General features: G+C 70.3%; 26 protein-coding genes and 2 tRNA genes. 12 read left to right on the top strand and 16 right to left on the bottom strand.

Annotation, left to right across the window (positions count from 1 at the left end; genetic code table 11):
* Positions 1–263: 263 nt before the first annotated feature.
* From EXE42_RS07385 to EXE42_RS07375, 3 genes are all read left to right on the top strand, one after another.
* Complete coding sequence (locus EXE42_RS07385) at positions 264–593, top strand: transcription factor S (RefSeq protein ID WP_092920191.1); 330 nt, start codon at positions 264–266, stop codon at positions 591–593.
* Positions 594–598: 5 nt separating this feature from the next.
* Positions 599–1,141, top strand: a complete 543-nt coding sequence (locus EXE42_RS07380) for a hypothetical protein (RefSeq protein ID WP_092920192.1) — start codon at positions 599–601, stop codon at positions 1,139–1,141.
* Positions 1,142–1,478: 337 nt separating this feature from the next.
* The gene (locus tag EXE42_RS07375; protein WP_137694583.1) at positions 1,479–2,723 is read left to right on the top strand and encodes a glycosyltransferase family 2 protein; all 1,245 of its coding nucleotides are present in this window, start codon (positions 1,479–1,481) and stop codon (positions 2,721–2,723) included.
* Positions 2,724–2,769: 46 nt separating this feature from the next.
* Here EXE42_RS07375 and EXE42_RS07370 read toward each other — a convergent pair whose 3' ends face one another.
* The 4 genes from EXE42_RS07370 to EXE42_RS07355 form a co-directional block, all read right to left on the bottom strand.
* Entirely contained in the window at positions 2,770–3,414 is a 645-nt protein-coding gene (locus EXE42_RS07370; protein WP_092920194.1) for a CocE/NonD family hydrolase, read from the bottom strand.
* Between the two features lie 31 nt (positions 3,415–3,445).
* A complete protein-coding gene (locus EXE42_RS07365) occupies positions 3,446–3,844 on the bottom strand; it encodes a DUF5778 family protein (RefSeq protein WP_092920195.1) in 399 nt (132 codons plus the stop codon).
* Between the two features lie 75 nt (positions 3,845–3,919).
* Positions 3,920–4,843, bottom strand: coding sequence for an A/G-specific adenine glycosylase (locus EXE42_RS07360; RefSeq protein ID WP_092920196.1), 924 nt, complete (start codon positions 4,841–4,843; stop codon positions 3,920–3,922).
* A gap of 25 nt (positions 4,844–4,868) precedes the next feature.
* On the bottom strand, positions 4,869–5,516 hold the full coding sequence (locus EXE42_RS07355; protein WP_092920197.1) for a hypothetical protein: 648 nt from the start codon (positions 5,514–5,516) through the stop codon (positions 4,869–4,871).
* A 120-nt stretch (positions 5,517–5,636) separates the two neighbouring features.
* On the opposite strand from EXE42_RS07355, the gene EXE42_RS07350 reads away from it, so the two are divergent.
* Both EXE42_RS07350 and dpsA read left to right on the top strand, forming a co-directional pair.
* On the top strand, positions 5,637–6,497 hold the full coding sequence (locus tag EXE42_RS07350) for a carbon-nitrogen hydrolase family protein (RefSeq protein WP_092920198.1): 861 nt from the start codon (positions 5,637–5,639) through the stop codon (positions 6,495–6,497).
* An 80-nt stretch (positions 6,498–6,577) separates the two neighbouring features.
* Positions 6,578–7,126, top strand: a complete 549-nt coding sequence (gene dpsA, locus EXE42_RS07345) for a DNA starvation/stationary phase protection protein DpsA (protein ID WP_137694578.1) — start codon at positions 6,578–6,580, stop codon at positions 7,124–7,126.
* A 95-nt stretch (positions 7,127–7,221) separates the two neighbouring features.
* Here dpsA and EXE42_RS07340 read toward each other — a convergent pair whose 3' ends face one another.
* The 4 genes from EXE42_RS07340 to EXE42_RS07325 all read right to left on the bottom strand — a co-directional run bounded on the left by EXE42_RS07340 (position 7,222) and on the right by EXE42_RS07325 (position 9,341).
* Complete coding sequence (locus EXE42_RS07340) at positions 7,222–7,767, bottom strand: DUF1684 domain-containing protein (RefSeq protein WP_137706215.1); 546 nt, start codon at positions 7,765–7,767, stop codon at positions 7,222–7,224.
* A 133-nt stretch (positions 7,768–7,900) separates the two neighbouring features.
* Positions 7,901–8,602, bottom strand: coding sequence for a helix-turn-helix domain-containing protein (locus tag EXE42_RS07335; protein ID WP_092920201.1), 702 nt, complete (start codon positions 8,600–8,602; stop codon positions 7,901–7,903).
* Between the two features lie 65 nt (positions 8,603–8,667).
* Positions 8,668–8,946 (bottom strand): hypothetical protein, encoded by a 279-nt coding sequence (locus EXE42_RS07330; RefSeq protein ID WP_092920202.1) that lies wholly within the window; start codon positions 8,944–8,946, stop codon positions 8,668–8,670.
* Positions 8,943–9,341, bottom strand: coding sequence for a helix-turn-helix domain-containing protein (locus EXE42_RS07325; RefSeq protein WP_092920203.1), 399 nt, complete (start codon positions 9,339–9,341; stop codon positions 8,943–8,945). The genes EXE42_RS07330 and EXE42_RS07325 overlap by 4 nt, the downstream gene beginning before the upstream one ends.
* Before the next feature lie 98 nt (positions 9,342–9,439).
* On the opposite strand from EXE42_RS07325, the gene EXE42_RS07320 reads away from it, so the two are divergent.
* The 3 genes from EXE42_RS07320 (at position 9,440) to rnhB (ending at position 12,335) form a co-directional block, all read left to right on the top strand.
* Complete coding sequence (locus tag EXE42_RS07320) at positions 9,440–11,077, top strand: TrkA family potassium uptake protein (RefSeq protein WP_092920204.1); 1,638 nt, start codon at positions 9,440–9,442, stop codon at positions 11,075–11,077.
* 90 nt (positions 11,078–11,167) lie between these two features.
* Positions 11,168–11,539, top strand: coding sequence for a 30S ribosomal protein S8e (locus EXE42_RS07315; RefSeq protein WP_092920205.1), 372 nt, complete (start codon positions 11,168–11,170; stop codon positions 11,537–11,539).
* Between the two features lie 82 nt (positions 11,540–11,621).
* On the top strand, positions 11,622–12,335 hold the full coding sequence (gene rnhB, locus EXE42_RS07310; protein WP_092920206.1) for a ribonuclease HII: 714 nt from the start codon (positions 11,622–11,624) through the stop codon (positions 12,333–12,335).
* Positions 12,336–12,363: 28 nt separating this feature from the next.
* On the opposite strand, the gene EXE42_RS07305 is transcribed toward rnhB, so the two are convergent.
* The 4 genes from EXE42_RS07305 to secF form a co-directional block, all read right to left on the bottom strand.
* Positions 12,364–13,065: a TMEM165/GDT1 family protein gene (locus EXE42_RS07305; RefSeq protein WP_137694576.1), complete on the bottom strand. Its 702-nt coding sequence runs from the start codon at positions 13,063–13,065 to the stop codon at positions 12,364–12,366.
* On the bottom strand, positions 13,062–13,766 hold the full coding sequence (locus EXE42_RS07300) for a metal-dependent transcriptional regulator (protein WP_092920208.1): 705 nt from the start codon (positions 13,764–13,766) through the stop codon (positions 13,062–13,064). The genes EXE42_RS07305 and EXE42_RS07300 overlap by 4 nt, the downstream gene beginning before the upstream one ends.
* A gap of 181 nt (positions 13,767–13,947) precedes the next feature.
* Positions 13,948–15,537 (bottom strand): preprotein translocase subunit SecD, encoded by a 1,590-nt coding sequence (locus EXE42_RS07295; protein ID WP_092920209.1) that lies wholly within the window; start codon positions 15,535–15,537, stop codon positions 13,948–13,950.
* A complete protein-coding gene (gene secF / locus EXE42_RS07290; protein WP_092920210.1) occupies positions 15,537–16,436 on the bottom strand; it encodes a protein translocase subunit SecF in 900 nt (299 codons plus the stop codon). The genes EXE42_RS07295 and secF overlap by 1 nt, the downstream gene beginning before the upstream one ends.
* A gap of 143 nt (positions 16,437–16,579) precedes the next feature.
* Here secF and EXE42_RS07285 point away from each other — a divergent pair, with 143 nt between their 5' ends.
* The gene (locus EXE42_RS07285; protein ID WP_137706214.1) at positions 16,580–17,248 is read left to right on the top strand and encodes a hypothetical protein; all 669 of its coding nucleotides are present in this window, start codon (positions 16,580–16,582) and stop codon (positions 17,246–17,248) included.
* A 21-nt stretch (positions 17,249–17,269) separates the two neighbouring features.
* Here the strand turns inward: EXE42_RS07285 and EXE42_RS07280 are convergent, their stop codons facing one another.
* A complete protein-coding gene (locus tag EXE42_RS07280) occupies positions 17,270–17,740 on the bottom strand; it encodes a DUF5812 family protein (RefSeq protein WP_137694574.1) in 471 nt (156 codons plus the stop codon).
* 61 nt (positions 17,741–17,801) lie between these two features.
* Positions 17,802–18,383, bottom strand: a complete 582-nt coding sequence (locus EXE42_RS07275; protein WP_092920213.1) for a hypothetical protein — start codon at positions 18,381–18,383, stop codon at positions 17,802–17,804.
* A 79-nt stretch (positions 18,384–18,462) separates the two neighbouring features.
* On the opposite strand from EXE42_RS07275, the gene EXE42_RS07270 reads away from it, so the two are divergent.
* Entirely contained in the window at positions 18,463–19,125 is a 663-nt protein-coding gene (locus EXE42_RS07270) for an undecaprenyl diphosphate synthase family protein (RefSeq protein ID WP_137706213.1), read from the top strand.
* An 89-nt stretch (positions 19,126–19,214) separates the two neighbouring features.
* Here EXE42_RS07270 and EXE42_RS07265 read toward each other — a convergent pair.
* Together EXE42_RS07265 and EXE42_RS07260 are read right to left on the bottom strand one after the other, a co-directional pair.
* Positions 19,215–19,285, bottom strand: a tRNA-Gly gene (locus EXE42_RS07265).
* A 91-nt stretch (positions 19,286–19,376) separates the two neighbouring features.
* Positions 19,377–20,084 (bottom strand): enoyl-CoA hydratase/isomerase family protein, encoded by a 708-nt coding sequence (locus EXE42_RS07260; RefSeq protein ID WP_137706212.1) that lies wholly within the window; start codon positions 20,082–20,084, stop codon positions 19,377–19,379.
* 59 nt (positions 20,085–20,143) lie between these two features.
* Here EXE42_RS07260 and EXE42_RS07255 point away from each other — a divergent pair, with 59 nt between their 5' ends.
* Complete coding sequence (locus EXE42_RS07255) at positions 20,144–20,806, top strand: hypothetical protein (protein ID WP_092920216.1); 663 nt, start codon at positions 20,144–20,146, stop codon at positions 20,804–20,806.
* Positions 20,807–20,904: 98 nt separating this feature from the next.
* Positions 20,905–20,976, top strand: a tRNA-Thr gene (locus tag EXE42_RS07250).
* Positions 20,977–21,047: the final 71 nt, after the last annotated feature.

The raw sequence follows: 21,047 nt of genomic DNA, 5'->3' as shown, positions 1-21,047 counted from the left end.
CTGGGGCTTCGGCGGTCGTCACCGCGGGATCGGTTACGGCGTATCCCCGAGCGGCTGGGGCTTCGGCGGTCGTCACCGCGGGATCGGTTACGGCGTATCCCCGAGCGGCTGGGGCTTCGGCGGTCGTCACCGCGACGACGGATCAGAGCGTCCCAGTTCCTCCGTCGGGGGCATCGCCAATTCACGGTTGCTCTACGACGCACGCCGCATATCCGGCCGCACCCACTGGACCTATACCGCTCGATACCCTGTTTCCCACGTATATGCAGTTCTGTGACGACTGCGGCTCGATGATGGTCTCTCGCGACGGGGAGATGGTGTGTCAGAACGACGACTGCGGCGCCACGACCGAGCGCGACGAGGCGCTCGCCGCCGAGTTCGAGTCGACGACGGAACAGACCGGCGACGAGGTGATAGAGACGGAGGAGGGCGCGAACTTCGAGGGGAAGCCGACCGCGAACGACGTCGTCTGCGACGAGTGCGGCCACGGCGAGGCGTGGTACACGATCAAGCAGACGGGCGCCGCCGACGAGCCGCCGACGCGCTTTTTCAAGTGTAAGGAGTGCGGCCACCGCTGGCGCGGGTACAACTGACCGCGATGGACTCGGACCCCTCACGGCGACGGCCCCTCAGTGCGTCCGTCGCCCGCGCGCTCGCGGCGCTCGCGGTCGTCGTTCCCGCGGTCTTCCTCGCCGGCCGCGCCGTCGGGTTCTGGCGCGTCAGGCTCGCGGTCGGCAAACTGCTCGCGCTGCTGCCGGACGACGGCGCCCCGGACCACGTTCGGGTGCTGCCGCCGCCGGCGGACGAGTACGCCGGGACGGTCCGGACGAGCCCCGCGGAGACCCGCGCGATGCTCCCGGAGCACGGCTTCTCGGAGCTGATTCGCGCGTACTTCCACGCCTACGAGCGCGACGGGGAGACGGTCCACGAGGTCGGGAGCTTCGTCCACCGGCCCGAGGGGCTCACCGGCGACTGGCAGGTCCACGTCCGGCTGTTTCCCGCGCCCGGCGGCGGCACCGAGGTGTGGGCCCACTGGGAGCGGAACCCGTACGTGGCGCCGCTGGCGCACCTCCGGATGGAGGGGTACGACCCGGCCCGCGGCGAGCGGATGGCAGCGGAACTGATAGACGACCTCCGGTGAGCGGCTCCGGCTCAGTTCGAGCCTCTCCGGACTCCTCTGATCCACCTCCGCACGCATCTGCGACCTCTGTTTGGACCGCGAGGAGAGCGCTGAAACGATAGTCGAACGCGGCGAACCGGTTCGGTGCGCGCGACGCGATCGCCCGGGCCGAACCCGGAATCGGCCCCTATCGAGTCACCCGGTGTCGTTTCACGCGCTACCGTTTACCACAGCAGCGCAGTCTACCGATTTGTTCGAGTACGCCGCGATTAAGCGCGTAAATCCGGCCGAAACACGACTGAATTCCGCTGTAGCGTTTGGCCGGTTCATATGATTCGACGAGAGAGGTCGGGGCACGATGAACACCGAACGCGTCGCACTGGTCGCGGTCACGCTTGCGCTCGTCGTCGGCGGGGTCGCGACGCTGCTCGCACCGACCGTCGTCTCCGGTCCCGGGGCCGCTCCCGGCCAGGCGTCGGCCACCACCGCCGTCACCGACGGCGGACTCGGATCGCTGTTCGGGGTCGCGCTCTGGGGCGTGACGCTCCTGTTCGGCGCGACCGCGCTCGTCTGGTTCGTGCTCACGACCGTCGTGGGCGCGGGCTACGAGACGCCCCCGAACGAGTACGGCCTCGACGAGGTTCAGGTCCGCATCATGACCGTCGACGCCGCCGAGGTCGTTCAGGAGACGATCGACTCGCTCCCGGACGGGCTCGACGACGTCCACGTGATCGCGGAGTCGCCGATCGACGTGCGCGGGGCGACCGTCCACGCCGTCCCGGACGAGTTCTCGTGTCACGCGGTCCGGAAGGGCCGCGCGCAGGAGTGGGCTCGGCGGGCGCTCGACTGTCGGACGGAGTTCGTCCTCTACTTGGACGAGGACAGCGTCGTCGAGTCGTTCGACGGGCTGCCGGACGCCGACATCGTCCAGCTCCGCGAGAAGCCGCGTCGCACGGACTCGAGCCTCAGCTACCTGGCCGACGTGTACCGGATGGGCGTCCAGATCGAGCAGCGCGCGTTCGCGCGGCTCTCGATCCCCCTGTTCGCGTGGGGCGGCGGCATCGCCGTTCGCACCGAGGTCGAGGAGAAGACCACCTGGGACCGCGAGACGCTGGTCGAGGACACCGCCTTCGTCTGGGCGGCTTTCCGCGAGCTCGACGTGACGTTCGCGCTGTCGGACGCGGTCTGTCGCAACGAGGCGCCGCCGTCGCTGTACGAGATCCTCCAGCAGCGCCGTCGCTGGGCGGCCGGGAACGTTCAGGCGTCGACGATGCTCCCGCTGCGGTACGAGCTGCTGACGCGGGTCCGTAACTACGCGTGGGCGCTCTCGCCGATCGTCACCCTGCTCGTCGTCCCGCTGTCGCTGTTGAGCGTCACCATCGCCTACAGCGGGCTCTTCTTCGCCGCGTCGATGGGCCTGGCGCTGTGTACGCTCGGCTGGTTCCTCCTCGGCGTCGCTTACTACGGGGACGACCACCACCACTGGGCGCTCGCGGTCCCACTCGCGCCGCTTATCACCGTCGTTCACTCGATGGGGACCGTCGCCGGGATCCTCAACCCTCCGGAGACGTTCCGGGTGACGACGAAGGTCGGCAGCGACTGATCCCGCCGCGAGGCCGCTCGATCTCCTTTTCGGCCCCGACTCGTGCTCACTCGCGCAGCCGCGGCGCGAGGAACTCGGCGACCGTCTCTCCGACGCGCGCCGCCCGACCGACGAAGAAGTGGTCCGACTCGAACGCGACCGTCTCGACGCCTAACGCCTCCGCCCGCTCGATCACGGGCTCCCAGTCAGCGGTCGAGTCCCGGGTCGCGTACACCACTCGGACCGGCACGCCGCGGTCGACGACCTCGCCGAGCGCGGCGACCGCGTCGACGTCGGGGTTCAGCCGCGCCGTCGGCGCGAGCGCGCAGACGGCCGCGAGCCCGGGCCGCGACGCGGCCGCGACGAGCGCGACCGTGCCGCCGAACGAGAAGCCGAACAGCCCGACGCGTCCGTAGCGGTCGAGCGCCCAGCCGACCGCCGCGTCCGCGTCCGTGCTCTCGCCGTACCCCTCGTCCCAGTCGCCGTAGTCGAACCGGAGGCAGTCGATTCCGCGGTCGGTCAGGGCGTCGCTCACGGCCGTCAGGCGCTCGTCGCCGCGGTGACCGCGCTGTTGCGGGTGCGGCGGACAGGCGACGACGACCGCGTCGGCGTGGGGCGCGTCCTCGGCGTCGGCGTTGGGCGCGTCGCTCGCCGCCGTGTCGAGGGTGGCGCGCACGTCGCGGCCGCCGGGGATCAGGACGGTGTCGCTCACGGGAGATGAGACCGGATCTCGTCGGGGTCGTTCAGGGGACCTGCGTCACGCGCTCGACGTTGTCCAGTTCCCCCAGGTCGGCCGCGAGCGCCTCCTGATCGACGGTCGCCTCGTAGTAGAAGACGAGGTCGAAGGCGCCGTCGCGGAGGAGCTGCTGGCACTCCCAGACGAACTCCTCGCCGTCGAGCGTCAGCCCCTGGAACTGGTTCGAGGAGAAGTCCGTGTCGTCGTTACCCGCCTCGATGTACGTCTCGCCTTTCCCCGCGTGGTCGGCGATGACCTCGTTTGCGGCGACCGTCAGCTCGTGCATCTCCAGGTCCTGCTGACCGCCGAGGTCCGTGTGGACGATACAGCCCACCAGCTCGATGTCGCCGGGCTCAAGCAGGGCCTTCGTGCGGGTGTACAGGTCCGAGTCGACGGTCTCGCTCATGCGTCTCCCTTCCGGCTCCCGTAATAAACGGGTGACGGTTCCCGGGGCGGCGCGCCCCGCCGGGGCAGCCGGCTCTCAACGACGGAGCGACACGACGACTTCGTCCCCGCTCGGGTCGGCCTCGACCAACCCGTCGTCCGCGAGGTCGTCGACCAGCCCGCGGAGCCACTCTCGGCCGCGTTCGCCGTCCGGCGCGTAATCCACTCGGATCCGGTGGCCGAGCGCGTCGAGCTCCATCTCGTCGTGTTCACCGAGAAGCCGAACGATCCGGCCCCGGAACTGCCGCCGGCTCCCCTCGAAGCTGGGCTGTTCCGGCACGTCCGGGGCCGTGAAATCTCCGGTCTGGTAGGCGGCACACCACTCGCGCCACGGACAGCCCGCCTCGTCGCAGCGCGGGCGCTTCCCGCAGGCGACGCCGCCGAGCTCCATAATCGCGTTGTTCCACACCCGCGACTCGCCCGCCGGCATGAGCCGGGAGGCGACCCGCTCGAAGGCGTCGTCGTCGTCCGGTACGTCGAACGCGCGGTACAGCACCCGCTTCACGTTGGTGTCGACGACGGCGTCGCCGTTGTCGAACGCGAACGACGCCACCGCGTTGGCGGTGTAGGGGCCGACGCCCATCAGCTCGCTGAGGCCGTCCGGGTCCTTCGGGAACGACCCGCCGAACTCCGCCTCGACCTGTTCGGCCGCCTCGTGGAGGTACTTCGCGCGGTTGTTGTACCCCAGCGAGTGGTCCGACCAGAAGGCGACCACGTCGGCGCGGTCGGCCGCGGCGAGGTCGGCGGTCGTCGGCCACTCGTCGAGGAAGTCCTCCCACGCGGGCACCACGCGGTCGAGCTGGGTCTGCTGGCTCATCACCTCGCTGACGAGTATCTCGTAGGGGTCCTCGGTTCGGCGCCACGGGAACTCGCGGTGGTCGGCCTCGTACCAGTCGACGAGCGCGTCGCGGACCGCGTCGAGGTCGGTCGGGAGCTCGGGGACGCTCTCCGCGTCGGTCATGCGGATCGCTCCGGCCGGCGGCGGTTTATCGGTGCTGGTCCCCGTCGGCGCGGACCGGGTCCATCGTCCGCGGGTCGCGGTCGGGACCCGGGTATGCCCCGCCGACGGCGTCCGGGTACAGCTTCGCCGGGTCGAACACCGTCGCGAACGCGCGCGGCTCCCGGACGCTCACGGGCAGGCGGTCGCGCAGTCCGGCGGCGGCCCCCGGCCCGGTCAGCGAGGGGTCGAGGCTCACGATCTGCATCGCGCCGCCGCGGTAGGCGGACGCCAGCGCGGGGTGATCGACCGGGGGCTGCGCGACAGGCTCGCGCCACCCCGTCGCCGCCGCGCGCCAGTCCGCCGCGAGGTCGGGGTCCGACAGCGACGCGATCACCGACTCGGCGTCGTCGAGGAGCGGGTCGCTGGCGACGAGCGTCGTCCAGGCGTGCGACCGGAGGACGTCGAGGGCCTCGCGGGCGGCGCCGCCGACGAGGAGGTCCGCCGCGAGCGCGTCGGCGTCGACGACGACGCGGGCCGGACTGGGGTCGAGGGGGTCGCCGACCGCGTCGCCCGCGGAGTCACCCTCCCCTCGGTCGGAGGCCGAACGCACGTCGTCGACCGCGCGCCGCACGTCCGCTTCGTCGAGGTCGCCGCCGAGCGCGGTCGCGCGCTCGAACAGGTCGGCGAAGGTCATACCAGCCGGTCGGCGCCGCGGGCGTATCGTCCTTGCGGCCGCGGTCGAGCGCCGACCTCGGACCTCCGGACTCGTCGCGCGAGCCCGGAGTTATTGGTCGCTCGGTCCGAACGCGACGGCGTGAGCGACCGATCCGCCCCCGATCCGACCGTCGCCGTCCCGCAGGTCCCCGTCGACGACCTCCGCGTCGACGCGAACGCCGAGCGGTTCCGGCGCCGAGCGGCCGGCCTGTCGAACGGAGTCGACCTCGCCGTCTTCCCCGAGTACGCGCTCACGGGGTTCGCGGCCGACGAGCGGCTCCGGGAGACAGCGCTTCCTCGGGACGCCGCGCGCGAACGGCTCGAATCCGTCGCGGAGGCGGCCGACGCGGCCGTGATCGCGGGCTACGCCGAGCGCGACGGGGCGGGCGTGTACAACGCGACCGCGTACGTTCCGCCGCCGGACCGCGCCGCGCGCGACGGCCCGGGCGCGGAGACAGGCGACGGCCAGGGCTCGGCCGCGACCGCCGACCGCGGTGGATTCTCCGTCTATCGCAAGCGACACCTCTGGGACGAGGAAGGGGCGTGGGTCGAGCCCGGGACCGAGCGCGTCGTCGTCGAGACGCCCGCGGGACCGACCGGGCTGTTGACCTGCTACGACCTCAACTTCGTCGCGGAGAGCGCGTGGTTCGCGGAGCGCGCGGTCGACGCGCTCGTCGTCGTCGGCGCGTGGCCCGCCGACCACGTCGCGAACTGGCGGCTCCTGTGCCGCGCCCGCGCGCTCGACGGCGTCAGGTGGGTCGTCGGCGCCGGCCGCACCGGGAGTTCGGGCGGCGGGCGGGCGACCGACGAGGCGACGTACGCCGGCAACTCCCTCGTCGCACGGCCGGACGGCGCGGTCGCGGTCGAGCTCGACCGGGCGCCGGCGACGCTGACTGCGACGCTCGACCGCGACACCCTGTCCGCCCAGCGGGACATCGTCGGCGCGCTCGACGAGCTATAGAAAATAATTTTGGTAATATTGAAAGAGTAGTTTCTATAATAGAAGCTATTAAGTGGGTCGCACGCGTATGAACAGTTGAAATGAGTACCCAGAAGCAGGCCCGTCAACGGTACGGCGACGTTCACGAAAGCGAAGCGCTCCGCGTCCCCGAGGAGAAGGCCGAACAGCTCGTCGACGCGCTCAACAGCGACCTCGCGGCGACGTACGTCCTCTACCACCAGGTCAAGAAGCACCACTGGCTCGTCGAGGGCGCCGAGTTCCTCGACATCCACGAGTACCTCGGCGAGGTCGCGGCCGACCTCGAGGAGGGCGCCGACGTGCTCGCGGAGCGCGCGCAGGCGCTCGGCGGCGTGCCGCTCTCGGGCGGCGCGAACTACGAGGAGCACGCGCCGGTGACTCCCGAGGACGCCGACGCCTACGACATCCGGACGTCGCTGGAACACGACCTCGAGATGTTCGGCGACATCACCGAGCAGCTCCGCGAGCACATCCAGCTCGCCAACAACCTCGGCGACTACAACACCGAGGAGCAGCTCCGCGACATCCTCGAAGACGTCGAGGAACACGGCCACCACCTCGAACACTACCTCGAGGACGACACGCTCGTCACGAGCGAGACGCTCGAATAGGCCGACAGCGGCGGGCCTTTTCAGGACGATCCGGAATTCAATTTTCGTGTTTTTCACGCCCCGACCAGCGGCGACACCGGCGACGAACCGGCCGTTCAGTCGAGATCGGGCGCCCGCTCGCCCGCAGGGACGACGATCTCCAGCCAGTTCTCCTCGGGCGGGAGCGGACAGGAGAACGTCTCGCTGTACGCGCAGAAGGGGTTGTACGCGAGGTTGAAGTCGACCGTGACGGCGTCCCCGTCGTCGAGCTCCCGCTCGGGCGCCAGATCCATGTACCGCCCCTGGTGGTACGTCTGTTGGCCGGTCGTCTTGTCGCGGAATGGCACGAATATCTCCCCGTCGTCGCCCTCCTGCTGGTAGCCCGCCAGCGTGTGCTCTTCGCCGCTGATCTCGAACGCGAACGTGACGACGCGGAGGTACCGCACCGGGTTGCTCGCGGTCGTCTCCATCTCGACGGGGTCGGGCTCGTCGTGAACGGTGACGGTCGCCTCGACGCGGTAGGTCGGGTCCGGCTCGAAGTAGTCGAGCCCGTCGAACTCGTCGCGCTGCTCCGGCGGGATCGGTGACTGCGGGTGGTCGGCGAAGAACTCGTCCTTCTCCCGGCGGTTCGCGCGGAGCCGCTCGGCGTAATCCTCGCTCATGCCCGGCCCGACGGGCGCCGGCGGTTTCAGGCCCGCGGTTCGGTCGGCGACGCGGCCGGACGGCGACGCGGAGCCGGCGACGCGGCCGGACGGCGACGCGAAGCCGGCGACGGCACCGGGTCCGCCCGCGATCTCAGAGCTTCTGGAGGTCCGCCAGGCAGTCGTCGAGGTCGCGGTTCGACGTCGCCAGCGACACGCCGTCGACGCGGGCGAGGTCGGCGGCGTGGTCCCACAGGGCGCCGTCCTCGATCCCGTGGAGCACGACCGCGTTCGGGGTGGGGCTCACGACCCGCAGCGCGACGAGCGGCGACTCGCCGCGCGTCACCCGCGTGAACACGAGCGCCCGGTTCGTCGACTGGCCGTACAGCCGGTAGAACTCCTCGCTGGAGAGGCGCGTGATCGCCTGGATCGAGTCGATGACGGTGTGGCCGTTCACGTGGTCGTGGTCGCCGCGCACGATCTCCGTCGCGCCCATCGCCTCGTAGAACTCCTCGAGGGGCACCGCCGTCGAGTACTCGCGGAGGTCGTGGACGATGTCGCTCTCGAACCCGGCCGAGAGCACGCGGGCGTGCTGGCGGAGCCGGCCGCCGCCGCGGCGCTCGTCGATGTCGAGCAGCCCCTCGACGGTACGGCGGACCACGCCGATGCCGGGGCTCTCGCGGCGACCGCTCTCGTAGTCGGAGACGACGGAGGAAGAGACGCCGAGCTGGTCGGCCAGCTCCGTCTGCGAGACGTCGAAGTCCGTCCGCCACTTCCGGAGGGTCGCGCCCGGGTCGTCGCTCAACGTTATCTCGCCGGCGATCCGGCGAGAGAGCTCCTCGCGTGCGTCGCTCATGCCGTGAACGGACGGCCGAACGCCGCAAAAGGGTACCGTTCGTCGCGCGTCGAAAGCCGCGCAGCCTACTCAAGGTACAGCGAGTAGACGATGACCGCGAACCCGACCGCCGTGAGGAGGCCGTCGATGGCGATGCCGACCGCCAGGTCAGCGCCGATTATCTGATGGGAGACACCACCCAGCAGCGCCCCGACGGTGACGATGCCGAAGCCGACGCCGAGCTCGCGCAGCGACCGGTCGCCGGTCCGGTCGTACGCGCGGAGCGCGTAGTAGGTGATGCTGCCACCGAGCACCAGGATGGCGGTCTTTGCGACGATGATCGTCAGGTCGATGTAGGGGTTCATGTTTCCTCTCGTAGCTCCGACCACAGGTCGGCCAGACGCTCGTCTCGGGTCCGCTCGGGCCGAGAGAACTCCACGTCGAACTCGCGACGGTCCGCGTCGCCGTCGGCGCCGTCGTCGACCGAGACGGTGACGGTGTCGAACGACACCGAGTACCGCGTCGTGTGCTGTCCGTCTCGCCGGATGTCGGTCGACTCCGACAGCAGGGAGGCGTCGGTGAGCTTCTCCAGTTTCCGGTAGGTCGTCGACAGGGGGATGTCGCACTCCTCGGAGAGTTCGCTCGCGGTCTTCGGCTCGGTGAGCGCCGCGACGATCCGACGGGCCGCGTCGTCGGCCAGCGCGTCGAGCACCTCGTCGACCGACGGCGGCTCCGGCTCTCGCGACGGGTCCCGCACCATGCGTGACGCTTCGGCCCCCGGAACTTAAACCATCGAACTTCGGTCCGCCGCCGCGCGAGTCCGCCCGTTTTTGTACGGTCGCGGCGTATCGCGGTCCGATGGACACGTGGAAGCGGCGAGTCGTGCTGTACGCGGTCTTTCTCGGCGCCATGCTCACGTTCACCGCCGTCGTCTATCGGTGGGGCATGCGCGTCTTCGAGGAGGACCCCCGAACGCTGATCGAGTCCTTCCAGTTCGCGATCGAGATGTTCACGACGACCGGGTTCGGCGGCGACGCGTCGTCGTGGCAGAGCCAGCAGATGCACGCGTTCGTCGCCGTGATGGACCTCGTCGGGATGGTACTGCTCATCGGCGCGCTCCCCGTCGTCGCGACTCCCCTCCTCGAGTCCGCGTTCGCGACGACCGTTCCCCGGTCGCTGGAACGGGAGATGGCGGGGCACGTCGTGGTCGCGTCCGACACCACGCGCTCCGACGCGCTCCTCGACGAGTTCGAGTCGGAGGACGTTCCGTACGTGGTCGTCGAGCCCGACCCCGATCGGGCGTCGGCGCTGTACGAGGCGGGACACACGGTGATCCGCGCCGACCCGGAAACGACCGAGGGGCTCTCGAACGCGCGCCTGCCGGCCGCCCGCGCCCTCCTGACCGACGTCTCGGACCGGGTGGACGCGAGCATCGTCCTCGCCTCGAAGGAGCTCTCGACGGACGTCCGCGCGATCAGCGTCGTCGAGGATCCGAGCCGCGAGCGCTACCACCGCCTCGCCGGCGCGGACGAGGTGTTCTCCCCGCGGTCGCTGCTCGGCGAGAGCCTCGCCTCGAAGGTGACCACCGCGGTGCGGACCGACCTCGACGAGGCGGTCGCGATCGGCGACTCGCTGCGGATCGCGGAGGTGTCGATCCACCACGGAAGCGGGCTCGCCGGGTCGACGCTCGCCGGGAGTCGAATCGGCGAGCGGACCGGGGTCGACGTGATCGGCGCGTGGTTCAACGGGTCGTTCGAGGCGGCGCCGCCGCCGGACGCGACGCTTTCGGCCGGCACCGTGCTCCTCGTCTCGGGGACCGAAAGCCAGGTGGAGCGACTCGTCGATCTGACGAACTCGGCGGCCCGTCGGTTCGGCGCGGGCGAAACGGTCGTCATCGGTCACGGCCAGGTCGGAGAGACCGTCGCGAACGCCCTCGAAGACGCCGGTCTCCCGGTGGTCGTCGTCGACCGAGACGGCGGCGACGCGATCGACGTGGTCGGGGACGCGACCGACCCGGAGACGCTGCGGGACGCCGGCGTCGCGGACGCGCGGACCGTCGTCCTCGCGCTCCCCGACGACACGACCGCGGAGTTCGCGACGCTCGTGGTCCGCGACCTAGCGCCGAACGTGGAGGTCCTCGCGCGGGTCGAAGACCCCGAGAGCGTCCCGAAGATGCACCGCGCCGGCGCCGACTACGTGCTCTCGCTCGCGACGGTGACCGGTCGGATGTCCGCGTCGGCCGTGCTCGCGGACAGAGACGTGCTCTCGCTCGACACGCACGTCGAGGTCGTCAGGAGCGAGGCGCCGTCGCTGGCCGGTCGGACCGTCGGCGAGGCGTCCGTCCGCGAGGTCACCGGCTGTACCGTCATCGCGATCGAGCGCGGCGACGACCTCGTTACGGACGTCGGCCCCGAGACGCGGATCGAGCGCGGCGACGAACTCGTCGTCGCCGGCACCGACGATGGGGTCCGCGCGTTCGAGCGCGCGTTCGCCTGAGCCGGCCCCCGACGCCGGTCCCGCTCGCGCCGCCGTTCCCCGCCGGGACGAGTCGAACGCTTCAAGTATTCGCTGGCTGTTCGTACCCGTATGAAAGACCAGGGACGCTCCGCGCGCAAGCGGACCGGCGGCCGACTCAAGCACGCCTCGAACAAGAAGCGCCACCAGCTCGGCCGCGAGCCCGCCGAGACGACGGTCGGCGAAACGCGACTCCAGTACATCGACGCCCGCGGCACGGACAAGAAGGTCCGCGCGCTCTCGACGAACGTCGCGCAGGTCGCCGCCGACGGCGACGTCAGCGAGGCCGACATCGAGAACGTCGTCGACAACCCCGCGAACGTCAACTACGCCCGCCGGAACATCGTCACGAAGGGCGCGATCATCGAGACGTCCGCCGGCCGCGCCCGCGTCACCTCCCGTCCCGGGCAGACCGGCCAGGTCAACGCGGTCCTGATCGACTGACGCCGACGCGCGCTCCGTCGCCCGGCGTCTCCGGTCGACGCCTTTCTGAAGGTATTTCCCCTCGCTCGTCCACCACCGACGCGTGTACCTCGGCGTCGACGAGGCCGGCAAGGGTCCCGTTCTCGGACCGATGGTCGCGGCGGCGGTGCTCGCCGACCCGGCGAGCCTCCCGGCCGACGTGGACGACTCGAAGCGGATAGCGCCGTCCAGGCGCGAGGGAATGGCCGCGGCCCTCCGGAACGACCCCGATATCGCCGTCGGCGTCGCTCGCGTCGAGCCCGCCGAGATCGACCGACCGGACACCGACATGAACACGCTCACCGTCCGTGGACAGGCGCGGGCGGCGCGAATAGCGCTCTCCGGGAGCGTCGCGGCCGGTCTCGGAGAACCGGTCCGCGTCGTCGCGGACGCCGGGGACACCAGCGAGGCGCGGTTCGCGCGCCGCCTCCGGGAGTTCGTCGAGGACACCGACGAGAACGAGGTCCCAGAAGCCGGCGAACCCTTCCCGTCGGTCGACGTGACGGCCGCCCACGGCGCCGACGGGGACGACCCCGTCGTCGGCGCCGCGAGCGTCGTCGCCAAGGTGGCCCGCGACCGGCGAATGGCCGCGATCGACGCGGCGTACGCCGAGTACGACGACCTCGGGAGCGGCTACCCGAGCGACCCGGTCACCCGGGCGTTCCTCCGCGAGTACGTCGCCGAGACGGGCGGTCTCCCCGACTGCGCCCGTCGATCGTGGGCGACCTGCGACGACGTGCTCGCGGCCGCCGAGCAGTCCGCGCTCGACGAGTTCTGACCGATCCGACGGCCCGGCGTGACACCGGCTAGAACAGCCCGGCCGCGAGGCCGCCGACCGCGCCGACGAACGCCTCCCACACCGAGAAGCCGGTGGCGATCGCTAACACGGTGTCCGCGCCGAAGAAGGCGAAAAGCAGCGCGGAGCCGAGGTGCGCGAGCCGCATGTCGACCCGTCCGGCGAAGGTGTGGAAGAAGTACGCGTTCGCGATGCTCACCGGGATGATCGCGAGCATCTCGCCGGCCCAGATGGCGGAGGTGGCGCCGTACTGGACCGCCAGACCGATGGTGACGAGCTGGGTCTTATCGCCGAACTCGCCCGTCGCGGTGAGCGCGAAGATGGGGAGGAAACCGCCGAGCGACCCCGAGTACCGGTCGAGTCGCCCCGGTAGCGAGAGGTCGTCGAACGCGGCCATCCCGCCGTCCGTGCGCTCTGCCTCGGCGCTCGTTCCGCGGGGCGGCGCAGAGCGGTACAGGAGCACCGCGAAGGTGAAGAACAGGGCTGCGGTCACGGCGTTGAGCGCGAGCGGCGGCAGCGCCGACTGGAGCGCTTGGCCGAACGCTATCTCGACGGCGGTCCAGCCGGCGAACGCGGACCCGGCGGCGGCGACGACGATCTTCGGGTCGTACCGCGTCGAGAGCCCGGCGATCATCAGCTGGACCTTCTCGCCCGGCAGCACGACGAGCTGAGCGGCGAACGCGACCGCGACGATCTCGACGTAGCCGATCATGCGTCTCCCGCCTCCTGGCCGTCGGTCGCGGCGGTCGACTCCGCGGCGCGGCGGACGGACACGCGGTCCGCGACCGCCTCCGGCAGCCCGTGTTCGCTCCCGTCGCTCGTCCGCACGGTGACGAGGCCGAAGGACGTGACGTCGACGACCTCGACGGTCCTGCCCGGAGTGATCCCGGCGTCGACGAGGAACTCCAACACGTCGGGGTCGCGGTCGCTGACGCGAACGACCGTTCCCCGCTCGCCGGGATCCAACGCCGCGACGAGCGCCGTTCCGGCGTCCTCCGGCGTCGACAGGTCCGCGGGCGGGATCGGATCGCCGTGCGGGTCGGCGGCGGGGTAGTCGAGCACGCGCTCGACGCGCCGCGTGAACTCCTCGCTGACGTGGTGTTCGAGCGCGTCGGCCTCGTCGTGGACCTCGGTCGGCTCGTAGTCCAACTGGTCGGCGAGGAACGCCTCGATGAGCCGGTGCCGGCGGACGACCTCCAGCGCGGCGACCTCGCCGGCGGGCGTGAGTTCGACGCCCGTGTACTTCTCGCGGGAGAGCAGTCCCCGCTCCGAGAGCGTTTCGACCATGCTCGTCACCGTTGCGGGGGTCTTCTCGAGCGCCTCCGCGATCTGCGAGGTCGAGACGGGCGGCCCCGCCCGCGACTCGATCCGATAGATCGCCTTGAGATAATCCTCGACGGCGTCGGTGGGCATACTTGTTTTTGACCGGTCTAAATTAATAGTTTGTCGGGTTGATCCCTCGTTTCCGAGTAACGCTCAACGCCGATTCGATCGGGTCGACGAACGCACGAAATGACACTCAGAATCCGAGGGAACTGACCGTTCGTGGTATCGACTCGACCCGGGTGTCGGCGGCGGGCGGTCCGGGGCCGGCTTACTTCACGGTCAACAGCCGGCGAAGGATGTCACCGTACGCGGGACGGGTGATCAGCACGCCGATCAGCACGCCGAGGACGGTGAAGATGGCGAACCCGGAGAGGTCGCCGAGCGAGAGCACCATCAGCGGCGACATCGCGATGATCGTCGTGGCCGCGGCCGCGCCGATGACCCAGAAGGCGCGGCGGAACCGCGAGTCGAACACCGTCCGAGAGTTCACCTCGCCTTCGCTCATCACCTCGTCGGCGATGATGACGAGGTCGTCGACGCCGGTCCCGACGACCGCGATGAAGCCGGCGATCACCGCGAGTTCGAGCGGGTAGCCGAGCAGCGCCGCGAATCCGAGCAGGGCGTACACCTCCACCAGCGCCGTGACGATCATCGGCAGCGCGACTCTGGGCTCGCGGTAGCGCAGGAACACCATCCCGGCGACGGCGAACACCGAGAGGACGCCGATGACCAGCGAGTACGTCCGGAAGTTCTCTCCCTGCGCGGCCGAGATGGACGACGACGTCCCCCTGCCGCTGATGTCGAGTTCGGCGGGCAGCGCGCCGGCGCGGAGGTTCAGCGAGATGGACCGGGCCTCGGAGAAGTTTCCGGTGGTGAGCCGGAAGTTGCCGGTTTCGGCCCACGAACCGCGCGCCATGCTGTCCGCGAGGTCGGGGGCCATCCCGAAGGAGTTGACGACATCGCCGTCGACGACGAGCAGGAGGCACGGGGTCGTCGTCTCGCCCGTCTCCGGGTTGTACCGGCACGTATCGCCCCGCGATTCGTACGCCTGCGGGAAGCCGCGCTGAACCACGGCCGCTTGGAAGGCGTGCGCCGGCGACTGCTCGCCGTCCGGAGCGGTGTTCCGAACGGTGACCGGAACGTACGCGCCCGTGCCCCGATCCCGCTGTGTCGCGGTGCCGATCTCCTCGAAGTCGTCTTGGATCAACACGCCCTCCTGAACGGCGGTGCCGTTGCCCTCGGGGTACGCGATGTCGATCCGGACGGTCCCGCGCTCCTCGAGGAGGTCGATCACCTCCTGTCGGCCCTGTCCGGGGACTTCGACGAGGATGAAGTACTCGCCCGTGATCGACTGGACCTGCTGGACGGTCCCGCCGGAGAGCCCCGCCTCGTTGATCTTCCCTTGGATGACGTTTATCGTCTCCTGGCGCGTCTCGCTGGTGACGCCCGACCGGATCTGCTCGTACTCGTAGCCGGCGGCGTCCATGGCCGCTCGGAACTGGGCTTCCGTCACCGACGGCTCGGTGACCTCCACCGCGCTCTCCTCGGGGACGACCCCGACGTTCCGCGTCGACGCGTTGTCGAGTTCGGCGGCGACCGCCTCCGCGACCGCTCCGGGGCTGTCGCCGCCGAACGCGACGCCGGTGGCGGTGTATCCCGACAGCGGCGCGCGGACGCGGGTCCCGCCCGCGAGATCGAGCCCGTACTGGAGGTTCGTGATTCCCTGTTTGGCCTCGCTCGCGTTCTCGCCGGGCGCCGGCTCCGGACCGAATCCGGGCGCGAAAAGCGCCACCGACGACCCGATCACGACGACGACGAGCAGCAGGATCCGCCAGTTCTTTTTGATCGGTTCCAGCATTAGCGTCCTCCCTCCTCGAACTTGTACCAGCGAAGCAGCGAGACGTTCATCAGATACGTGTTCATCAGGTCGGCGCACAGCCCGACCGAGAGGATGATCCCGATGTCGCGGAGGAGCCCGATCCCGAACACCCAGGCGACGACCGCCATCACGACCATCGCCGCGATGGAGGTGAGCGTCATCGTCACCCCGGTCCGCATCGCGCGGCTGACCGATTCGTAGAACCCGCCGGTGCGGCGCAGCACCGAGTCGTTCAACAGGATGTCCGAGTCGACGCTGTACCCGATGATCATCAGGAGCGCGGCGATCGTCCCCAGCGTCATCTCGATGCCGAGCAGGTTCATCGCCGCGATCGGTATTACCAGATCGGAGAACGCGGACGCGATGACCGCTAGCGAGGGGATGAACGTCCGGAACAGCGCGAACACGAGCACGCTCATCCCGAAGAACGCGAGCGCCACGCCGAAGAGGGCGGTCCGCGCGGTGTCGCTCGCGAAGCTCGGCGACACCTGATCGACTGCGGTCGTGTTAAACCCCGCCGCCTCCGCCTGTCCTTGGAGATCGTTGGCCAGCCCCTCGGGATCGTTCTGGGACGCCTGGAACGTGACGACGACGACGTCGTCGTCGCCCGGGAGCGTCTGGGCCGGGATCGTCTGGATCGCGTCGGGCTCGCGGTCGAAGGCCGTCCGGATGCGCTGTTCGACGTTGTCCCCGTCGTCCGTGACTCGCAGTTCGACGCCGCCGGTGAACTCCAGTCCGAGATTCGCCGGCGCACCGGTGGCGACGAACCAGCCGCCGATGATCGCCAGCGCGAGGACCAGAAAGGCGAGCGGCACCGCCGCGAGCTGCCGGTTCGAGTAGTCGGTGTAGTTGATCGCCGGCACCTCGATCGCTACCATAAATACCGCTTCCTCCGCGGGCGCGAATAAGCCTTCTTATCTGGTAGGATACCGCGTCTCGTCCGGGGCCCCCGCGTCGACTACGCGGTCGCTCTCTCGGTCTGGCGGCAACAATTATGCCGAAGTGCGTGTTCCGCCAACGTATGGTCGTCGAGTCGACAGTGAGGGAGACCGCGATCGCGTACGCGGAGCGCGAACTGTACGACGACGCCGTCGAAGTCACGTTCGTCGGGATGGCGGACGCGCCGAAGGGAACCCGCGTCGGCCTCGAAGTCCAGCTGAAGGACGGCAGCCTCTTCGGCGCCTTCCTCGGAGCGCTCGTGGGGGCGTTCGTCGGGGTCCTCCTGAGCCTCATCCTCGTCTTCGTTCTCCCCCAGCTCATCCCGGTCCTCGTCGTCGCCGGGGTCGCGGGAGGCGCGTACGTCCTGTATCGCGGGATGGCGCCAACGGAGTACGCGACGGTTACCGTCGACACGGACGGCGGCGTGGTGATGTCGAACCGCGACTACGAGGCGGGGGACTTCGACGACGTCCTGGACCGACGCGTCTCGGCCCGGGGCGCGGAGGCGCGTCACGAGGCCGACGCGAAGCGCCGCGCGGAGCCGGGTCCGTCTCCGTTCGAGGTGATGGACGCGTTCTTCGGCTCCGGAGACACGAGTTCCGGCTCCGACGACGCGTTCACCGAGCCGGACCGCTGTCCGGAGTGCGGCGAGAGGGACACCCTGCTGTCGCCGCAGTTCTCCGAGCTCGGCCCGGGCCGCTACCAGTGTGCCGACTGCGGCCACATCGTCAACCTCGCGGGGAGCGATTGAGCGACGGCGAACTCCCCGCCGCTACGGGAGGTATCGAACCGCGACGACCCCCGGTTCCGACCGAATTTCGACGCGGTTCACGCCGAGGCGGGCCGCGCGCGAGAGCGTTCCCTCGCGGTCGTCGATGACGTCGGCGACCGCCTCGTCGGTCTCCGATTTCGGCGGCGTCAACACGTGGACCTCGCCGACGCCCGCACGCGGCTCCCGGGCCAGTTCCCCCGTCGGGGTCTCCGCGGCGAGTTCGCGCTCGTGGACGGTCGGCGGCTCCGGGCTCTCCTCGATCGACAGGGACCGCCGCTCCGCGACCTCGATCACCTGATAAGTGACCTCCAGCGGCGGATCGGGGGCGACGGTCGCCTCGACGGCGTCGTCGACGTCGAGGCCGGGGTTGGAACTCAGCGTGTGGACCTGTCCGTCGCGGACGTCTTTCAGCACGGCCGACTCGCTCTCGACGTGCGTGACGAGGAACGTGCTCTCCTTCTCGTCGGTCATTGCGCCCGGATAGTCGGCCGAGCGACTTCGAGCTTTCGAGCCGCGGCCGACGGCGCTCCGTTCACGTCGACTCGTCGGCGTCGACCGAGGGGTCGGCGTCGGCCGACGGCTCGCCCGCCACCGCCGCGTCGCCGTCCGCCCCGCCGCGGAGTCGGAAGTGGGTCGCGAAGACCGCGAGCGCGGCCGCGACGGGGGGGACGAATCCCGCAGGCCGCGGGAGCGCGTACAGCGCGTTGACCACGACGGAGCCGCTCGGCTCGCGGAGGCCTTCGGGCGCTGAGACGATCATCCCGAGGTACAGCGAGAGCAGGAACAGGAAGCCGGCGACTCCCATCCATCGGTCGTACGTGGCCGCTACCGGATCCCCGCGGCGGTGGTGACGGGCGACGAACAGGATCGGCGCGAGCAGCGGCCCGACGGCACCGAGGCCGGCGACCACGAACAGCGACCGCGAAAAGAGGAACGTCCCCCCGCGGGCCGACGCGGTCTCTCCCATCCAGACGATCAGGGCGAGGGTGACGACGAGCGCGACGAATCCGGCCGCGAGCGCACCGATCGCGGCGTACGCGCGCATCGTCCGCGACTCCGTCGCGCGGAACGCGTAGGGAATCGCCCCGAACACCCCGCGGTAGCTGTCTGTCATCGACCGTGGTAGGCGCGTCGGAGAATTAAACCCCTCGTCGGCGGGAAACCATTTATATGCGCGAGCGGATCCTCCTCACGTGGGTCTCTACGACGCGTACCTCGCGACGCGCCACCGCCTCCACGACGCCGAGCCTCCGGCGCACGTCGCCCTAGTTCTCACCGAGCGCGACCTCCTCGCGGACGGCGCGTTCGACACGCTCTCGTCGGCGATCGGCTGGGCGTTCGAGTACGGCGCGGACCGCGTCACCGTCTCCGTCTCCGTCCTCGACCGCGCGGTCGCCCCGACGCTGATCCGGGAGCTACGTCGCCTCGACGTCCCCGCCGAGACCGTGGTTCGCGGCCCGGAGGCCGACGGGTCGACGGAGGCGCGTACCGACTCCGACGGCGCCCCCGCGTGGGACGCCGACGACGAGGCGGACGCGCCGGTCCGTATCCTGGTCGGTCTCGGCGGGAAGGCGGAGTTCGCCGGTGCCGTTCGCGAACTGGCGAGCGACGTCGCGGACGGCGACCTGGCGCCCGAAGCCATCGACGAGACCGACGTCGCAGAGCGGCTCTTATTCCCCGAAGAGCCCGATCTGGTCATCAAGACCGGCGCCGAGCGGCTCTCCGACTTCGCCATCTGGCAGTCGGTGTACGCCGAACTCTACTTCACCGACGTGAACTGGCGCGACTTCCGCAGGCGCGAGTACCTCCGCGCTGTCTTGGACTTTCAGGACCGTCAACGCCGGTTCGGACGGTAGCCGCCGGGGCACGACTGAAAGGAGTGTACCGGCCGAGATTCGAACTCAGAATCAGACGTGCTCGCTCACGGCTCGCTCCGTTCGAAAAATGCACCGGCCGAGATTTGAACTCGGGTTGCAACCATGGCAAGGTTGCGTGATACCACTACACTACCGGTGCGTGCTTCGCGTTCCGCAGTTGGTCGGAGACTCACTTAAGTCTGTCACATCGGGGCGACGGGACGGTATGGTCTCCGCGGACGCTCCCGCGCTCACTCCCCTCGCCGTCGCGTGATCTCGTCGGCGTGCGCGTCGTGAAGCCGGGCGAACGCTTCCGCCTCCGCGCGCTCTTGCGCCTCGACGTCGCGGCGGTCGCGGATCCGGCGTTTGATCGCCGCGAGCGCGTCCGACGCTCCCCCGGCGATCTCGTCGGCCACCGTTCGGGGATCGTCGACGACGCGAGAGACGAGTCCGGTCCGAAGGGCCGCTTCCGCGTCGAGGACGCGCCCCGACAGCGCGAAGTCGAGCGCGTCGCCCTCGCGCATGACGCGCGGGAGCCGGCCCGTCCCGCCCCACGCGCCGAACAGCCCGAGCGAGACGCCGGGCTCGGCGAACGTCGCTCGCGGGGTCGCGACACGGACGTCGGCCGCCAGCGCCAGCTCGACGCCGCCGCCGCGAGCCGCCCCGTCGACGCCGCAGACGACGACCGTCGGGGACTCCTCGACGGCGGTCGCCACGCGCTGGCCCCGCCGCGCGAACGCCGCCGGGTCGTCGAGCGCGGCGACCGCGTCGAGGTCGGCGCCGGCACAGAAGGCGTCGCCCGCGCCGTGGAGGTACGTCACCGGTGGACTCCCGTCGGTTTCCGACCGTTCGAACACCTCGCTCAGGGCGGTCAGATCCTCCGGACGGATCGCGTTGCGCGCCTCGGAGCGGTCGAGCGTGACGATGCGCACGTCGCCGTCGGTTCGGGTGCGGATCACGGGACTGAATCCCGTTCGTTTCCAAAGGTCTTTGCCCTTCGCTCATCTACCTGTCGGCAATGGACGATGCCGCGCGAGCGCGTGACGCCGCGCGCGAGGCGCTCGCGGACGTCGAACCCGAACAGCTCCGCGAGGCCCTCGACTCTCGACTCGTCGACGCCGCGGTGACCCCCGGCGTGCTGGCGCTGGTCACCGCTCGCGCGCTGGAGCCGGAGGTCGACCTCGACGACGTGGCCGACCGCGCCGCGGGCGTGCAGCTCATCTACGAGGGGCTGCGACTCACCCGGACGGTGGCCCGCGAGGAGCCGTGGGTGACGGCGCCGACCGCCGCCGACATCGACGCGGACATGGAGATCCTCGCGGCCGACGTGCTCGTCTCCCGCGGGTTCTCGCTTCTGGCGTGTACCGACGCCGCCCGCCCCGCGGTCGACGTGGTGCGCGCGTTCGGCCGCGACCAGACGCTGCGCGACCGCGAGGAGACGGACGCAGAGACGGCGGTCGGGCTCGACCGGAACCTGGAGGTGGATGCGCTCGAACTCGCGGTCGTCGCCGGTACCACCGCGGTCGGCGGCGACACGCCCGAGGAGCTGCTCGCGTACGCCCGCGACCTCGCCGCCGACTGCGACGGCGAGTTCCCGCCCGCGGGCCGGGCGCTGCCGGACGCGACCGCCGACCGCATCGCCGACATCTCCGACCGCGCCGTCAGCGCGACCGACCGCTGATCGGGGAGAGACCCCCCGGGGGAGGCTCCGTGATCCCCCGACGCTGCGCCCGGGAATCGAAACCCATAAAGTCGAATCCGGTCAACGACTGGTTGCGTGCCTGGGTAGCTTAGCGGTAAAGCGCGTCCTTGGTAAGGACGAGACCGGGGGTTCAAATCCCCCCTCAGGCTTTTCTTATTCTCCTCACTTTCACGTCCTCGAGAGTACGTTTCGCGAAGAGTTCTGATCAGCGAACTCGGTG

The sequence above is a fragment of the Halorubrum sp. SP3 genome, from assembly GCF_005435195.1.
Lineage (GTDB): Archaea > Halobacteriota > Halobacteria > Halobacteriales > Haloferacaceae > Halorubrum > Halorubrum sodomense.
Note: the sequence above shows the minus strand (reverse complement) of the source record. Positions and strands in the feature narration are given on the sequence as shown.

Bases quoted from the DNA above. Each gene is read 5' to 3' on its own strand.
- EXE42_RS07385 (WP_092920191.1), top strand. From the start codon at position 264: ATGCAGTTCTGTGACGACTGCGGCTCGATGATGGTCTCTCGCGACGGG.
- EXE42_RS07380 (WP_092920192.1), top strand. From the start codon at position 599: ATGGACTCGGACCCCTCACGGCGACGGCCCCTCAGTGCGTCCGTCGCC.
- EXE42_RS07375 (WP_137694583.1), top strand. From the start codon at position 1,479: ATGAACACCGAACGCGTCGCACTGGTCGCGGTCACGCTTGCGCTCGTC.
- EXE42_RS07365 (WP_092920195.1), bottom strand. From the start codon at position 3,844: ATGAGCGAGACCGTCGACTCGGACCTGTACACCCGCACGAAGGCCCTG.
- EXE42_RS07360 (WP_092920196.1), bottom strand. From the start codon at position 4,843: ATGACCGACGCGGAGAGCGTCCCCGAGCTCCCGACCGACCTCGACGCG.
- EXE42_RS07355 (WP_092920197.1), bottom strand. From the start codon at position 5,516: ATGACCTTCGCCGACCTGTTCGAGCGCGCGACCGCGCTCGGCGGCGAC.
- dpsA (WP_137694578.1), top strand. From the start codon at position 6,578: ATGAGTACCCAGAAGCAGGCCCGTCAACGGTACGGCGACGTTCACGAA.
- EXE42_RS07340 (WP_137706215.1), bottom strand. From the start codon at position 7,767: ATGAGCGAGGATTACGCCGAGCGGCTCCGCGCGAACCGCCGGGAGAAG.
- EXE42_RS07335 (WP_092920201.1), bottom strand. From the start codon at position 8,602: ATGAGCGACGCACGCGAGGAGCTCTCTCGCCGGATCGCCGGCGAGATA.
- EXE42_RS07330 (WP_092920202.1), bottom strand. From the start codon at position 8,946: ATGAACCCCTACATCGACCTGACGATCATCGTCGCAAAGACCGCCATC.
- EXE42_RS07325 (WP_092920203.1), bottom strand. From the start codon at position 9,341: ATGGTGCGGGACCCGTCGCGAGAGCCGGAGCCGCCGTCGGTCGACGAG.
- EXE42_RS07320 (WP_092920204.1), top strand. From the start codon at position 9,440: ATGGACACGTGGAAGCGGCGAGTCGTGCTGTACGCGGTCTTTCTCGGC.
- EXE42_RS07315 (WP_092920205.1), top strand. From the start codon at position 11,168: ATGAAAGACCAGGGACGCTCCGCGCGCAAGCGGACCGGCGGCCGACTC.
- EXE42_RS07305 (WP_137694576.1), bottom strand. From the start codon at position 13,065: ATGATCGGCTACGTCGAGATCGTCGCGGTCGCGTTCGCCGCTCAGCTC.
- EXE42_RS07300 (WP_092920208.1), bottom strand. From the start codon at position 13,766: ATGCCCACCGACGCCGTCGAGGATTATCTCAAGGCGATCTATCGGATC.
- EXE42_RS07295 (WP_092920209.1), bottom strand. From the start codon at position 15,537: ATGCTGGAACCGATCAAAAAGAACTGGCGGATCCTGCTGCTCGTCGTC.
- secF (WP_092920210.1), bottom strand. From the start codon at position 16,436: ATGGTAGCGATCGAGGTGCCGGCGATCAACTACACCGACTACTCGAAC.
- EXE42_RS07285 (WP_137706214.1), top strand. From the start codon at position 16,580: ATGGTCGTCGAGTCGACAGTGAGGGAGACCGCGATCGCGTACGCGGAG.
- EXE42_RS07280 (WP_137694574.1), bottom strand. From the start codon at position 17,740: ATGACCGACGAGAAGGAGAGCACGTTCCTCGTCACGCACGTCGAGAGC.
- EXE42_RS07275 (WP_092920213.1), bottom strand. From the start codon at position 18,383: ATGACAGACAGCTACCGCGGGGTGTTCGGGGCGATTCCCTACGCGTTC.
- EXE42_RS07255 (WP_092920216.1), top strand. From the start codon at position 20,144: ATGGACGATGCCGCGCGAGCGCGTGACGCCGCGCGCGAGGCGCTCGCG.